Source organism: Roseibium sp. Sym1 (genome assembly GCF_027359675.1).
GTDB lineage: Bacteria > Pseudomonadota > Alphaproteobacteria > Rhizobiales > Stappiaceae > Roseibium.
The window spans coordinates 3031696-3046032 of record NZ_CP114786.1 but is presented as its reverse complement, the minus strand read 5'-3'; the positions used below and the strand labels follow the sequence as shown (position 1 = coordinate 3046032).

General features: G+C 61.3%; 11 protein-coding genes. 5 read left to right on the top strand and 6 right to left on the bottom strand.

The window, feature by feature from the left end; genetic code table 11:
- Positions 1 to 10: 10 nt before the first annotated feature.
- Positions 11 to 802: a 4-hydroxy-2-oxoheptanedioate aldolase gene (hpaI, locus tag O6760_RS13840; RefSeq protein ID WP_269585943.1), complete on the top strand. Its 792-nt coding sequence runs from the start codon at positions 11 to 13 to the stop codon at positions 800 to 802.
- Positions 803 to 807: 5 nt separating this feature from the next.
- On the opposite strand, the gene O6760_RS13835 is transcribed toward hpaI, so the two are convergent.
- The gene (locus O6760_RS13835; RefSeq protein ID WP_269585942.1) at positions 808 to 3189 is read right to left on the bottom strand and encodes a chondroitinase-B domain-containing protein; all 2382 of its coding nucleotides are present in this window, start codon (positions 3187 to 3189) and stop codon (positions 808 to 810) included.
- Positions 3190 to 3795: 606 nt separating this feature from the next.
- Between O6760_RS13835 and O6760_RS13830 the strand changes: the two genes are divergently transcribed.
- A complete protein-coding gene (locus O6760_RS13830; protein ID WP_269585941.1) occupies positions 3796 to 3918 on the top strand; it encodes a hypothetical protein in 123 nt (40 codons plus the stop codon).
- Positions 3919 to 4018: 100 nt separating this feature from the next.
- Here O6760_RS13830 and O6760_RS13825 read toward each other — a convergent pair whose 3' ends face one another.
- The 5 genes from O6760_RS13825 to O6760_RS13805 form a co-directional block, all read right to left on the bottom strand.
- Positions 4019 to 5671, bottom strand: coding sequence for an ABC transporter ATP-binding protein (locus tag O6760_RS13825; protein WP_269585940.1), 1653 nt, complete (start codon positions 5669 to 5671; stop codon positions 4019 to 4021).
- A 2-nt stretch (positions 5672 to 5673) separates the two neighbouring features.
- The gene (locus O6760_RS13820; RefSeq protein WP_332306226.1) at positions 5674 to 6738 is read right to left on the bottom strand and encodes an ABC transporter permease; all 1065 of its coding nucleotides are present in this window, start codon (positions 6736 to 6738) and stop codon (positions 5674 to 5676) included.
- A 10-nt stretch (positions 6739 to 6748) separates the two neighbouring features.
- On the bottom strand, positions 6749 to 7705 hold the full coding sequence (locus O6760_RS13815) for an ABC transporter permease (RefSeq protein WP_269585939.1): 957 nt from the start codon (positions 7703 to 7705) through the stop codon (positions 6749 to 6751).
- Between the two features lie 211 nt (positions 7706 to 7916).
- Positions 7917 to 9527: an ABC transporter substrate-binding protein gene (locus O6760_RS13810; protein ID WP_269585938.1), complete on the bottom strand. Its 1611-nt coding sequence runs from the start codon at positions 9525 to 9527 to the stop codon at positions 7917 to 7919.
- Between the two features lie 523 nt (positions 9528 to 10050).
- Complete coding sequence (locus tag O6760_RS13805) at positions 10051 to 10572, bottom strand: NAD(P)-binding domain-containing protein (protein ID WP_269585937.1); 522 nt, start codon at positions 10570 to 10572, stop codon at positions 10051 to 10053.
- A 113-nt stretch (positions 10573 to 10685) separates the two neighbouring features.
- Between O6760_RS13805 and O6760_RS13800 the strand changes: the two genes are divergently transcribed.
- The 3 genes from O6760_RS13800 (at position 10686) to O6760_RS13790 (ending at position 14325) form a co-directional block, all read left to right on the top strand.
- Entirely contained in the window at positions 10686 to 11531 is an 846-nt protein-coding gene (locus O6760_RS13800; protein ID WP_269585936.1) for a LysR family transcriptional regulator, read from the top strand.
- Positions 11532 to 11644: 113 nt separating this feature from the next.
- Positions 11645 to 13192 (top strand): trimethylamine methyltransferase family protein, encoded by a 1548-nt coding sequence (locus O6760_RS13795; protein ID WP_269585935.1) that lies wholly within the window; start codon positions 11645 to 11647, stop codon positions 13190 to 13192.
- Positions 13193 to 13218: 26 nt separating this feature from the next.
- Entirely contained in the window at positions 13219 to 14325 is a 1107-nt protein-coding gene (locus O6760_RS13790) for a mandelate racemase/muconate lactonizing enzyme family protein (protein WP_269585934.1), read from the top strand.
- Positions 14326 to 14337: the final 12 nt, after the last annotated feature.

The window sequence follows — 14337 nt, the reverse complement described above, 5'->3', positions numbered from 1 at the left end:
AGGAAGTTTCATGCCTGCGCCCGAGAACCTGTTCAAAGCCGCTCTCAAGAATGGCCAGGCCCAGATGGGCTGCTGGGTGGGCCTTGCCGACGCCTACGCCGCCGAGATCACCGCCACGGCCGGTTTCGACTGGCTGCTGATCGACTGCGAGCACGCGCCCAACGACCTGCGTTCCATGATGGCCCAGCTCCAGGTCGTCGAGGCTTCAAGCAGCAAGCCGGTCGTTCGCCTGCCCGTCGGCGACACCGTCCTGATCAAGCAGTTCCTGGATGCCGGGGCCCAGACGTTGCTGGTCCCGATGGTGGAAAGCCGGGATCAGGCCGAAGACCTGGTGCGTGCGGTGCGCTACCCGCCGAACGGCGTGCGCGGCGTCGGCTCGTCGCTGGCCCGGGCCTCGCGCTTTTCCGCCATTCCCGACTACCTGAAATCCGCGGACCGGGAGATCTGCCTGCTGGTTCAGGTGGAGAACCGCGCAGGCCTCGCGGAGCTGGACGGCATCCTGTCCGTCGACGGCATCGACGGGGTCTTCATCGGCCCGTCTGATCTGGCCGCCGACATGGGCCATATCGGCGAGCCGATGCACCCGGACGTGGTCTCGAGCATCATGGATGCCCTGACCCGGACCCGTGACGCCGGCAAGGCGCCCGGGATCCTGACCACAAACCGGGATTTCGCGCGCACCTGCCTCGAGCTCGGCGCCCTGTTTGTCGCCACGACCATCGATGTCACCCTCTACGCGGCCGCGATCCGCCAGGCGGCCAGGCAGGCGCTGCAGCTCCGCGAAAGTCTCCCGGAAGACTGAATGCGTCAGAAAATGAAACTGTCCATATCCAGCGAGGCGTGATTGCTCAAGAGGGCCACGTCCACCGGACCGCCCTCGCCTGCCGGGTCCAGGACGGAGACAATCGTTCCGATGCTCGTGGATCGAATGCCGATATAGCTGTCGAACAATTCCCCTGCGGAGGCCTCTAGGCCTGCAAAAAAGTCACTCAGGTCAAGGCGGTCATTCTCACTGGATTTGAAATCCAGGACCGTGTCGCGGTAGTCGTCGGTCTCGAGGAAGACGAACGTGTCGGCACCGGAACCACCCTGCAGTTCATCGCGCCCCATGCCGCCGGTCAACTGGTCGGCATCCGCACCGCCATAGAGAAAATCGTAGCCGTCGGCACCTAGCAGCACATCATCGCCGTTACCGCCGCTGAGATAGTCGTTGCCGGCTCCGCCATCCAGTCTGTCGAACCCGTCATTGCCGTAAAGGACATCGTTGTTGCCGCCGCCCGACAACTCATCGTCGCCGCCGCCGCCGCCAAGCCTGTCTTCTCCGGCCTCACCAAAAAGGACATCATTGCCGGCATTGCCGAACAGCAGGTCCTTGCTGTCACCGCCGTAGAGAACGTCTTCACCGTCCCCTCCTTCAAGGCGGTCGTCACCTGATCCGCCGTAAAGCGTGTCGTCACCGACCCGTCCTTTCAGGGTATCGCTGCCCTCGTCGCCGTGCAGCGTGTCATTGCCTTCGTCGCCACTGAGGTAATCGTCCCCCGTGCCGCCGTAAAGAATATCGTCGTCTTCCCGGCCATAAAGCGCATCGTCGTCCTCCTCACCCCACAATATGTCCGCGCCGAGGCCGGCGGAGATCTTGTCGTTTCCGACACCCCCGTGGAAGATATCGTTGCCCAGGCCGCCGTTGAGATAGTCGTTCCCCGCCCCGCCGAGCAGAGTATCGTCACCCTCACGGCCGATCAGCCGGTCGTCGCCCTCACCGCCATCGACGGTGTCGTTGCCCGTGCCGCCGTCGATATAGTCGGTGCCGCTGCCTCCGGAGAGGCTGTCAGCCCCGTCCTTGCCGTAAAGACGGTCATCTCCCAGGCCGCCGTAGATGAAGTCGGTTCCAGCGCTGCCCACCAAGGTCTCGTCGGCATCCGAGCCGAACTGGTACCAGTCAGCCCCGTCTACAGAATTGCCGTCATAAATCGCGACCGGTGCCTCGACCGTGCCGCTGCCGAACCCGAGTTCCAGCAGTTCGGCAATATCCGGAAGGAGAAAATTGTCGAGGACGGTTTGCAGCCGGGGGTCGTCGGGATTGCTGACATTGCCGGCAATGTCGTTGGCGGCGATGTAATCTGCCTCGGCAAAATCGGGATTGAAATAGAAGTATTTCTCGACCCCTTCTGGAACAATGAAATTGTTGCCGGAGATATCGTTTCCAGTGGCGATGGTGAACTCCTCGCCCGACGGCGAGGAGAACTTGACGGCATTGATGGAACCTTCGCTGTAAACAAGATTGCCCGTCACCAGATTGTCCGTTGCCGCCTGATAGGTCTCGCTGCCATTGCCAATGTAGAGGCCTGCCTGCGTCGGATTGACGATGATGTTGTCTTCCACGGTCGTTCCGGTCCCGAAGAGACGTATGGGCCGGGTTTCGACAAGGACATTGTCTTCGATGATGTTGTCGCCGCCATTGCGAACTGTGGGTGCCGCATCCATGTCGAGAAACAGGTTGTTGCTCACTGTGTTGCCGCCGACCTTTATGGATATGACTTCGACGTCGCCATTGGTCCGGTAAAAGGTGTTGTTCTGGATCACGGTCTGCAGGTCGATTTGCGGCCCGTCGCCATACCAGCTCCCGTCAGGGCCGGCGATCTGGATGACCTCCTGCCCGTTGTCGGACAGACGCTCGATGTCGTGGAAATAGTTGTTTTCGACCAGCGAGCCTGTCGGCTGTTCATCCGCGCCGATGTCTCCTGCCCTGATCTTCAGCGTGATCGATGTCGAGCCGGATACCTCGTTTCCGCTGAAGACCGTGTTCTGTGCCGTACTGTGGATCTGGACAATATGCGATCCGGTATTGGCCGCATCCCCGCAATCGATGAAGCTGTTGCCGGAAATCTCGACACCGTCGCCATAAACATCGATCGCATGGTCCCCCGTCTCCTTGAAAGTGAACCCGGAAACCTGGGTGTAGTCACCAGCCAGCGAGATCCCGACATTTCCGGTGAATGTCACATTGCCGCTCTCGGCAAGTATCCTGATTGGCTGGTCGCCAGACGAATTCAGCCCTTCGGGGACGTCAATGTTAACGTCAGTATAAGTCCCCTCCCTGATGACAATATCCGTCCCCGGCTCCAACTGCTCAAAAAATGAGCTGCCTAAGCTTAAATATTCACCACCACCGACAAATATAACAGGCATCTATCACCTCATGAATGCTCACTGAGGCGAACCTAACAACAACAAAATACGGAAAATATTCTTTTGGAACTCGTAATATATTTAAAAGAGGGAGGAAGAATTAATTACCAGTTAATTTTCAACTGCATTGAATTACGAGATTACTCCCTCGTGCCGCCTGGTCGGGGATACCTTTCTCAGCGCAGAGGCCAGCGAAATTCCGCTGACTGAAAGGACGGGAAACCGGACCTCCACATGCGGTTTGCTGCGGGATCTCCAATGGTTGGGCGACGTTCGAAACCCGGGTGGACCCGGCAACGTGAACACCCTGGTTTGAAGGCTGCAGAGCAAGGCACACCTTGGTCATATAAACGCGCTGGGTGAGGGAAAAGGATCCAGGGACATTTCCGCCACGCCACCCTTGGACTTACGTTGCGGCAAGTCTGAAATCAGGGTCTTTTTCGAACCAGCTCTGCAAAATTCGGTCTTACGGCAGCTCTGCTATGCAAAAATTGGAGTGAAATTCTTGATTTGCCGCATTGAATTCTTAACTTCCGTCGCTTAAGTGTCGCGTTAGATTAAACAGCCATCATCCTGCACAATTGGCAGGCATCCCAGGAGGTCGGCATGACCCGTGATGATCTCATTCGTGAGTATAAAGAGCACAGCGGAACGTGGCCGGCCCTGGTCGGTATCTACGCGGTCATTGTCGGCGCAATGGTTCTGTCCGGCTATATGATGGTCGGCTGAAGACGCGCGTCTGACACTCCGCATAGAGTTTCAAACACCCCCGGATCGATGATCCGGGGGTGTTTGCTTTTGCCTGGCAATCTGCCTGCGGCAGATCGGATCACACGTCGGCGGCTTCGCCGATGGCGTCCGTGCCGCGTTCCTCGAGCAGTGTCGTCAGCCAGTTCGGGTCCATTTCGGGAACCGACGACAGCAGCAGATCCGTGTAGGGGTGATGCGGCGGCGTGAACATTTCGTCCTTCGGCCCCTGTTCGACCACCTTGCCCTTCTGCATCACCACCACTTCGTCAGCGATCGAGCGCACGGTCGCCAGGTCGTGGGTGATGAACATGTAGGCCAGGTTGAACTCCTGCTGCAGCCGGTCGAGCAGCTTCAGGATCCCTTCTGCGACAAGCTGGTCAAGCGCACTTGTCACCTCGTCGCAGATGATGAAGGCCGGATCCGCCGCCAGCGCCCGGGCGATACCGACACGCTGCTTCTGGCCGCCGGAGAGTTCCGGCGGATAGCGGTTGTAGAACTTGGACGGATCCAGCTCGATCAGGTCGAGAAGCTCGTCCACCCGGCTCTTCAGTTCCGCCCCGTGCAATCCGCTATAGAACTGCGCCGGCCGGCCGATGATCTCGCTGATCCTGATCTTCGGATTGAGCGCAGTATCCGCCATCTGGTAGATCATCTGCGCCTGGCGCAGCTGGTCTTTCGTACGGTCGGTATACTTGGCCGGCAGTTCCTCGCCGTTGAAGAGGATCTTTCCCTTTGTCGGCGGCAGCAGGCCCGTGATGCAGCGTGCGGTGGTCGACTTGCCGGATCCTGATTCCCCGACCACGGCGACGGTCATGCCCGGATAGATGTCGAACGAGACATCGTCGAGCACCTTGGTCTTGCCATAGGCCGCATCGATGCCCTGCACCGAGACGATCGGCACGGCGTCCGGTCCCGTGGGGCGGGACTTTTGCGGACGCTTGAAGCTGCGCACGGCCCAAAGGCTCTTGGTGTAGTCTTCCTTCGGCTTGTCGAGCATTTGCGCGGTCGGCGCTTCCTCGACTTCCTCGCCCTTCAGCAGGACCTTGATCGTGTCCGCCATCTGCGCAACGACCGCAAGGTCGTGCGTGATGTAGATCGCGGCCGTGTTGAACTGGTCGACAATGTCGCGGATCGCGGCCAGAACCTCGATCTGCGTGGTCACGTCCAGCGCGGTGGTAGGCTCATCGAAGATGATCAGGTCCGGCCGGCAGGCCATCGCCATGGCGGTCATGGCGCGCTGAAGCTGTCCGCCCGAAACCTGGTGCGGATAGCGGAAACCGATCTCGCTCGGATTGGGCAGACGCAACCGCTCATAGAGCTGCATCGCGTCTTCCTGCGCCTCGACCCGTTTGGAAATGCGATACTGGATCGGCGCTTCCGTATGCTGGTCGATGATCTTGTGCGCCGGATTGAACGAGGCCGCCGCCGACTGGGCCACATAGGCAATGCGCGAGCCGCGCAGCGCCCTGAGGTCACTTTCCGGCGTGGTCGTCAGCTCCATGCCGTCGAACTCGATGGAGCCGCCGGAGATCCGGCAGCCATCGCGCGCAAAGCCCATGGCAGCGAGGCCGATGGTCGATTTGCCGGCCCCCGATTCCCCGATCAGGCCGAGCACCTCCCCCTTGTGCAGGGTGAGATCGACACCGTGGACAATCTCGATCCACTTTTCGTCGGAATACCCTTCGATACGAAGATCCCTGACTTGAAGCAGGACGTCTTTCTTTGGAACCATGCTCAAACCTCCTTCAGGCCGGAGGACCGGAACAGCATCCAGTCGACGACAAAGTTGACCGCGACCGTGAGCAACGCGATGGCGGCTGCCGGGATCAGCGGCGTGAGTTCACCGAACGAGATCAGCGTGGCGTTCTCGCGCACCATGGAGCCCCAGTCGGCGGTCGGCGGCTGAATGCCGAGGCCCAGGAACGACAGACCGGCGATCAGCAGGAAAACGAAGCAGAATTCCAGGCCGAATTCGGCGATCAGCGGTGCGGTCGAGTTCGGCAGGATCTCCCTGCGGATCAGGTACCACGTGCCTTCCCCGCGCAGCTTGGCTGCCTCGATGTAATCCATCACCACCACGTTTCCGGCGACCGCGCGGGTCAGGCGGAAGACACGTGGCGAATAGATCACGGCGACAACGATGACGATCACCGCCAGGTTGGTCCCGAAGATACTCAGCATCAGGAGCGCGAAGACCAGCGAGGGCACGGACATGATCACGTCCGCGAAGCGGCCCATGAACTGGTCGAACCAGCCCCCCTTGGTCGCCGCGAGTAGACCCGCGAAGGCTCCCATGAAGAAGGCAAGTCCGGTCGCGAGCAGCGCCAGGCCGACCGAGTTGCGGGCACCGTAGATGATGCGGCTGAACATGTCGCGGCCAAGCTGGTCGGCCCCGAGCAGCATGGTTTCATCCGGCGGCGCGAATGCCGACGAAATCACCTGTGCCTCGCCGAAGGGCGCGATCACCGGCGCGAAGATCCCGGCAATGGCATAGGTGAAGATCACGAACATGCCGAAGGCCGCCGTCAGCGGTGCCGTCCTGAGCTCCTTGGCCACGCCTTCCGGCGTGATCAGGATCAGGAATTCGCGGAACGCATAGGATGTTCCCGCCGCGAGGGCCAGCAGACCGGCGAATGTGGTTATGAGCCGGAGCGCCGGAGCGCCGCCGACGATCCCGGTGACAAACGAAACGAGGGTCAGGGAGAAGATCAGCAGGAAAATCTCCCGCCGTTTGAAATAGGCTGCGAGACAGGACGCTCCGATCAGCAGCGCATAATATCCGATAACGAATGTGCTCATGTCGCTGTCCTCACTTCGGGTGCCGCAGGCGCGGATTGGTCAGGATCGCCCCGACATCGGCTGCCAGATTCAGCAGGATGAAGGTAGCGGCGAAGATGAGACAGCAGGCCTGCACGATCGGGAAATCGCGCTTGGCAACCGCGTCCACCAGAAGCTGGCCGATGCCGGGATAGACAAAGACCACTTCCACCAGGACCACACCGGTGATGAGATAGGCGAGATTGAGCGCCACCACGTTGATGATCGGCGCCCAGGCATTGGGCAGCGCGTGCTTGACGATCACCTTCCAGGGCGGAACGCCCTTGAGCCTTGCCATTTCGATATAGGGCGAGGCCAGAAGGTTGATGATCGCCGCCCGGGTCATGCGCATCATGTGCGCCGTCACGACCAGGACCAGCGTCAGCGCCGGCAGGAAGGTCCGGTGCAGAAGATCCGCAAAGGACATGTCAGCGCTGAGACTCGCAATTGCCGGGAAGTAGTTGGTCTTCACGGCGAGATAGAGGATCAGGATGTACCCGAGAAAGAACTCCGGAGAGGAGATGGAGGTCAGGGTGACGACGTTGGCAACCCGGTCGAACAGGGTGTTGCGCAGCAGCGCCACGATCACGCCGAGAATGATGGAGATCGGCACAGCGATCACCGCGGCGTATGTCGCCAGGAACAGCGTGTTGATGAAGCGGTCGCTGATGGCGGCGCTGACGCGTTCACCGGAGACCAGGGAAACGCCGAAGTCACCGGTCAGGGCCCCTGCCAGCCATTGGAAATACCGGAAAATGGCCGGCTGATCGAGGCCGAGTTTTTCACGAAGCGCGGCAACCGTTTCAGGTGTTGCCCCCTGGCCGAGAACGGCCTGCGCGATGTCGCCCGGCAGCAGCTCGACCGCAAAGAAGATCAGGATTGAAACCACGAAAAGCGTGATCACACCCAAGCCAAGTCTCTTGAAGACCAGCCGTAGGATGTCCCCCATTTGTCCCTCCAGAATAGGAAGCCCGGCACCCCTCATAGGATCTGCGGGAATTCTTTTCCCGTAGCCCTAAGGCCGGACATCAACCGGGCGGTTCTGTTCTGCGGTTCTGATTTGCCTTGGCAGAGCCACCCGACATGAAAACGGCTTCACCCCCGGCAGGGGGTGAAACCAAGAAGGGGGCGGCGGTTTCCCGTCGCCCCCATCATCTTTATCAGGATTCGAACCACCAGCGGCTCGCGGCGCGTGCGCCGTCATTTTCCCAGCTGGCCGCCAGGTTTTCCGGCGTGCCGACCTTGGAGCTGTTGGCGTAGACGAAGTTGTTGAAGAACGGAATGATGGTTCCGCCGTCGTCCTTCGCCAGGATCGCCATCTCGCGATACATTTCCGCGCGCTTGGTGTCGTCGAGCTCGGCCTTGGCCTGCAGCAGCAACTCGTTGAAGCGCGGGTTCTTCCAGCGGGATTCATTCCACGCCGCATCATCCTTGTAGGCCAGCGTGTACATGACGTCCGGCGTCGGACGCGCCCCCCAGGACACCAGGCAGAACGGCTTTTTCAGCCAGACATCAGAGTAGTACCCGTCGTTCGGCTCGCGCACGACATTGATGTTGATGCCGGCAGCCTTGGCGTGCTCGGCGTAGAGAACCGCCATGTCGACCGCACCGGCATAGACGCTGTCCGCCGTGCTGAGGCTGATGGACAGCCCCTCGGCGCCGGCCTTCTTCAGGAGCGACTTGGCCTGGTCCGGATCATAGTCGTTCTGCGGAATGTCGTCCGGCCAGTAGGGCTGTGCCGGCGAATGGTGGAAGTCGTTGCCCTTGGTGGCCGCACCGAAAGCGATCTTCTCGATGATTTCATCGCGGTTCATCGCCAGTTTCAGGGCGTTGCGGACATCGACATTGTCGAACGGCGCCGTGTCGCAGAACATCGGCAAGGTGATCGCACCCGCGGACGGGATGTTGTGGATCACGATGTTCGGGTTGCGCTGCAGGAGACCCATCGTCTTGAGTTCGATGAGCGACACGGCATCCACGTCACCGGTCACCAGCGCCGTCTGGCGGGCATTAGGATCGTTCAGCGTGATCAGGTCGACCTTGTCGAAATAGGCGCCTTCGCGGTGCCAGCCATCGTGACGGCTGAGGCTGAACTGGACGCCGAACTCGCCGTTGTCGATCTTGTAGGGGCCGGTGCCGTCGCCGGACTGCCAGTCGATCGTGCCGTCGTCATTCGCCGGGCAGATCGCCATGTGGTAGTCGGTCATCAGCCACGGGAAATCGGCATTGCCGCCGGACAGCTTCACGACAACGGTGTAGTCGCCGTCCTTGGTAATGTCGGTGACATCGGACAGGAGCGCCTTGGCCGCCGAAGTGGTCTTTTCACCACGGTGGTGGTTGAGCGACGCGATGACGTCGTCCGCAGTCAGCTTCTTGCCACTGTGGAAGGACGCGTTTTCTGTCAGCTTGAAGGTCCACTCGGACGCATCCGCGCTGGCTTCCCAGCTGTCGGCGAGATCCGGGCCGAGCGAGCCGTCGCCCATGATCATGGTCAGGTAGGAGCGGTGCGTGTGCGCCAGGAAGATCATCACGCGGGTCAGATAGGTGCCCGGGTCATGGGAATCGGAAGTGTTGCCGTCATGAATACCCCAGCGGAACGTACCGCCGGATTTCGGCTGCGCCTTCGCCTTGGTCGACCACAGACCGGTCGCCGTGGACGCCGTCAGACCGGCCAGTACGGAGTAGCGGATGAATTCACGCTTGGTGATCCCGCCCGTACGGGCCGCCTGTTCAAGGCGTTTGAGCATCTCTTTGTCTTCGGACTTTGTCATTTGTCTCCCCTTCTGGATTATTGAAAGCCGATTGTATCCACTTTCCCAAACGTAGCATCGGCGGTTTCGGAAGATCCGTGATGCTCATTTGCGACATTTGTCTAGCAAAACACGAACTCCCCTGCTTCGGCCACCCCTTTGGGAAAATTCATCATTTAAAATTTTTAATGTTGGTTCAGAGCCCCAATATTGTGCATGGCAGCATTCTTTTGTTCAGCCTCGGACATCGAAGCGATCATCGAAAATGCAAACCGCCTATATTTTCATCTATTTTCCTTTTTCTGGAGCTGATCTTGTCGCAAGAAACCCTTTATTTCCCTGACGTCCCCGGCTTCTTGCTCCGATCACGAGCCGTTCCCGCCGAGACATGATTTTGCCGCCATGCCGGCTCCATTTTCCCGGGCATCTGCCGGTTGCCGTCAGTGCGCGGATCAACCTCTGAGACATGCCCGAGCGGTCTGCGGAAACGCATCTCTCCCGCATGGTTTCCACGAGCGGCCGACACTTCCTGGCACCGTGCATCTCAGACATCCGTTATTTCCGGCCGTATGCCGGTCCAGGCACCCAACTCCCCGTGAGCCCGAGGGGCTTCAGACAGCGTTGCGAGGAAGAGGCTGGAAGCAGGGTGGATGGCGAAGACAGACGGCGCATCACGGCGCGTGACAAGACCGGTGACCGCACCAGCCGCGGGCGCATCGGCCGGCTTGCCGCCCCCGGCGACGAAGTCCCTGACCTGATCGCGCCTGCACGCCGGTGAAGAATTGGTCGGGTGGATCGCGGTCCTGCCTTCACAGGCGCCTTCGAAAGGGCTGGCGCCACCCCTGAGAATTGCGTCCGGGCGGGGCACGCCTATGGTCCTCGATACGACGCAATCGGCCCGGTTTGACAGCAACTTGGGCGTGTCCAAACAGCACACATCCATCTCAGGATGATCTTCGTCCGCCTCGCGGCGGAATTTCCGGGCCACGGTGTCGAATCCTGAGCGGCTGATGTTCTCGGCAGCAGTGCCGCCCATGGCCCCAAGACCGAAAAACCCGACTGTCACCAAATGCCCCCGCATTGTTTTCCGGAACGCTAGACCCGTGGACAAATTCGGTAAAACAATATTGTCTGAAGAATGGTATTAGTTTTTCCAATACCGCTACAAGCGCGAGCGACATGACGGACATCGACACGAAATTCCTGAGATCCTTTCTCTCCGTGGCCTCCGAGGGCAGTTTTTCGAAAGCGGCCAACCGGCTGGCCTGTTCGCAGGCAACCATGTCCCAGCGCATCCGCGCGCTGGAAAACCAGCTCGGTTCCGCCCTGTTCGAGCGTTCCTATCATCAGGTTCGCCTCACTCCGGCGGGTCTTGATCTGCTGCCGCATGCCCAGGCTCTGGTCGACCGCCATGACCTTCTCCTGGATCATATCCAGGAAGGATCCGTATCGGGCAGTGTGCGGCTCGGCACGGCCGAGGACTATGCCCTGCCGATCCTGCCCAAGTTGCTCCGCCAGCTGCGCTATCAGTTTCCGGGGATCGAGCTCACCATCGTCAGCGCCGTCAGCGCCAGCCTGCAGCAGCAAGTCGAAGCGCGCAGCCTGGACATGGCCATCGTCACGCTTCCCGCTCCCGTGCGTTCTGCGAGAATACTGGCTGAACCGGCCTTGTGCTGGGTGGCTGCCACCGATTTCGAACTTTTGCCGGACCAGCCCTGGCCGCTCGCCTTCTACCCCGAGCCCTGCGTCTTCCGGCAGGTGGCGATTTCGACATTGAAGGCCAATGGCACACCGTTCCGTGAAGCCCTGGTCAGCACCAGCGGCCAGGTCGTGCGCTGCGCCGTTTCCGCCGGCATGGCCATCACTGTAATGGCGGACGGCATGATCCCGGACGGCATGGTCAAGCTCCAGCCCGGCGGCGCTCTGCCCGAACTGCCCCGCACGCACATCCAGCTGATCGAGCGCGGCGAAGGCCTCAACAATGCAGCCCGGCAGGTTCGGAAACTTGTCCTGCGAGCCTATTGAGCCGCCCGGACGCATCACATGTCGTAAAATGCAGCCGCTGTTCGGTTTCCGGCAGGCGCCGCCCCCGATCGAGGTGCAGTCTGGTCATCACAACGACAAGACTGGAGAGACCCATGAGCGTCGCAACACGCAGCCGCAGCGGTGGCCGGGCCGGCCGCCGCGCCATCCGCACCGCCCCCGACCATGCCATGCTGCCGGGGCTGACACGCAAGCTGCCCCTGTGCGAACCACTCGACCCGGACCAGATCGAGCGCCTCGACGATGCCTCCATGAAAATCCTGGAGGAGGTCGGCATCGTCTTCCGTGACCCGGTTGCGCTCGACGACTGGACCAAGGCGGGGGCCAGGGTTGACGGCGAGCGGGTCTATCTCGACCGGGGCCTGGTGCGCGAGCTGATCAGCACCATTCCGTCCAGCTTTACCTACCATGCCCGCAATCCGGAGAAGAACGTGCCGCTCGGCGGCAACCGGTCGATCTTCGTGCCGATGACCGGCGCGCCGTTCATCCGCGATCTCAACGACGAGCGCCGCAATCCGACGCTCGCCGACCTCGCCATGTTTCACAAGCTCAGCCACATGCTGCCGGCGCTGCATTCCAGCGCCCATCACATCGTGGAACCCTACGACCACCCCATCAGCCACCGCCACCTGCGCATCACCTATTCGTCGATGAAGCATTCGGACAAGACGTTCATGGGCATGACGACAAGCCCGAAGAATGCCGAGGACGTCATGGACATGTGCGCCATACTCTTCGGAGAGGACTACCTGGAAAACCACCCGGTCACGACCGGCAACTGCAACGGCAACTCGCCGCTGGTCTGGGACGAGACCATGCTCGGGGCCATGCGCGCCTTCTCGAGGCGCAACCAGCCGGTTCTGTGCTCGCCCTTCGTGCTCGGCGGCGCCAACACGCCCGCCTCTGTTGTGCCGGCCGTCGTCCAGCTCAACGCCGAGGCCCTGAGCGCGCTCGCCTATACCCAGGTGATCCGCAAGGGCACGCCGGCCATTTACGGCCATTACCTGTCGACCGTGTCGATGAAGTCCGGCGCGCCGATGGCCGGCACGCCGGAAATCAGCCTGATGAATTTCCTGATCGGCCAGATGGCCCGCCATTACGGCGTTCCGTGGCGCACCTCGGGCTCTCTCGGCGGTGCCAAGACCTTCGATGCCCAGGCAGGCTACGAGAGTGCCGCCACCCTGAACGCGGTCATCCATGCGGGCGCCAACTACATCTGGCATGCCGCCGGCTGGAACGAGGCCGGCATGCATTGTTCGGTCGCCAAGTTCATCGTCGACGCGGAGCAGTGCGCCATGGCCTACCGCATGGCGGAAGGCCCGCGCTGGGACGATTTCGACGAGGCGCTTGCCGCCGTGCGCGATGTCGGCCCGGGCGGGCACTATCTCGGTCACCCGCACACCCAGGAGAATTTCCAGCGCGCCTTCTTCATGCCCGAGATGTTCGACAACAACTCCATCGAGCAATGGAAGGCGGAAGGCGGGGTGGAGATCACCGAACGCGCGCTCAACCACGCCCGCAAGCTCCTGTGCGAATACGAGGAACCGAAGCTGGACGAGGCCAGGAACGAGGCCCTGCTCGACTATATCGCCCGGCGCGAACGCGAGATTCCAGCCGAAGATGCCCTCAACCAGGACCACTGATCCTCCACCTGTCCGGGAGGGCTTGGATGCGCATTGCCGAGATCCACATCTACCGCCATGAACTGCCCGTCAAGGACGGACCCTATGTGATGGCCTCGACAGTGGTGTCGTCGCTGACGACGACGCTGGTCAAGCTGGTCGACGAGACCGGCACCATTGGGTGGGGCGAGACATGTCCGGTGGGGCCCGTCTATGCCCCCGCCCACGCGGACGGCGCGCTTGCCGCCATTCGCGAAATTGCTCCGGGTCTGGTCGGCCCCGACATTTCGGGGACACGCGCGTTTCACCGCCTGATGGACAGGCGGCTCAACGGCCACAACTATGCCAAGGCGGCTTTCGACATCGCGCTGCACGACCTGCTCGGCAAACGCACCGGCTTGAGTGTCGCGGGGCTGCTGGGAGGCCTGATGACGGACCGGGTTCCCTCCTATTTCGCCTCGGGTGTCGGCTCGCCGGAGGACATTGCCCGCGTCGCCAGCGAAAAGGCCGCGCAAGGCTACCGCCGCATGCAGATCAAGGTGGGCGGCCGCGCGGTGGAACTGGACATCGAAACCATCCACAAGGTCTGGGAAGCCGTCGGTGACCGGATGCGGCTGGTCGTGGACGGCAACCGCGGCTGGACATCCCAGGAGGCTCTGCGTGTCAGCCGCGCCTGCCTCGACATTCCCATTGTCCTTGAACAGCCTTGCAACACCATCGACGAGGTTGCCCGTATTCGCAACCAGCTCGGCCACGGGGTCTATCTCGATGAATCCGCGACCGACCTGTCCGCCGTCGTGCGCAGCGTGAGCGAAGGCGTATGCGACGGCTTCGGCATGAAGATCACCCGCATCGGCGGCTTGCAACCAATGTCCGTGTTCCGGGATCTGTGCGAGGCTGCGGCCCTGCCGCACACCTGTGACGACAGCTGGGGTGGCGATATCATCGCGGCGGCCTGCGCGCAGATCGCGGCAACGGTTCATCCGAAATTCCTCGAGGGCGTCTGGATCGCCGAACCCTATATAGACGGTCATTACGACCCGGACAGTCCGGTGAAAATCGTTGACGGTCACATCCGTGTCCCGCAAGGCCCGGGGCTGGGCGTCACGCCGGACGAAAGCCTGTTCGGCGCGCCAGTCGCGTCCTACCAGTAAGGCGGGTGCATG

Bases quoted from the DNA above. Each gene is read 5' to 3' on its own strand.
- hpaI (WP_269585943.1), top strand. From the start codon at position 11: ATGCCTGCGCCCGAGAACCTGTTCAAAGCCGCTCTCAAGAATGGCCAG.
- O6760_RS13835 (WP_269585942.1), bottom strand. From the start codon at position 3,189: ATGCCTGTTATATTTGTCGGTGGTGGTGAATATTTAAGCTTAGGCAGC.
- O6760_RS13830 (WP_269585941.1), top strand. From the start codon at position 3,796: ATGACCCGTGATGATCTCATTCGTGAGTATAAAGAGCACAGCGGAACG.
- O6760_RS13825 (WP_269585940.1), bottom strand. From the start codon at position 5,671: ATGGTTCCAAAGAAAGACGTCCTGCTTCAAGTCAGGGATCTTCGTATC.
- O6760_RS13820 (WP_332306226.1), bottom strand. From the start codon at position 6,738: ATGAGCACATTCGTTATCGGATATTATGCGCTGCTGATCGGAGCGTCC.
- O6760_RS13815 (WP_269585939.1), bottom strand. From the start codon at position 7,705: ATGGGGGACATCCTACGGCTGGTCTTCAAGAGACTTGGCTTGGGTGTG.
- O6760_RS13810 (WP_269585938.1), bottom strand. From the start codon at position 9,527: ATGACAAAGTCCGAAGACAAAGAGATGCTCAAACGCCTTGAACAGGCG.
- O6760_RS13800 (WP_269585936.1), top strand. From the start codon at position 10,686: ATGACGGACATCGACACGAAATTCCTGAGATCCTTTCTCTCCGTGGCC.
- O6760_RS13795 (WP_269585935.1), top strand. From the start codon at position 11,645: ATGAGCGTCGCAACACGCAGCCGCAGCGGTGGCCGGGCCGGCCGCCGC.
- O6760_RS13790 (WP_269585934.1), top strand. From the start codon at position 13,219: ATGCGCATTGCCGAGATCCACATCTACCGCCATGAACTGCCCGTCAAG.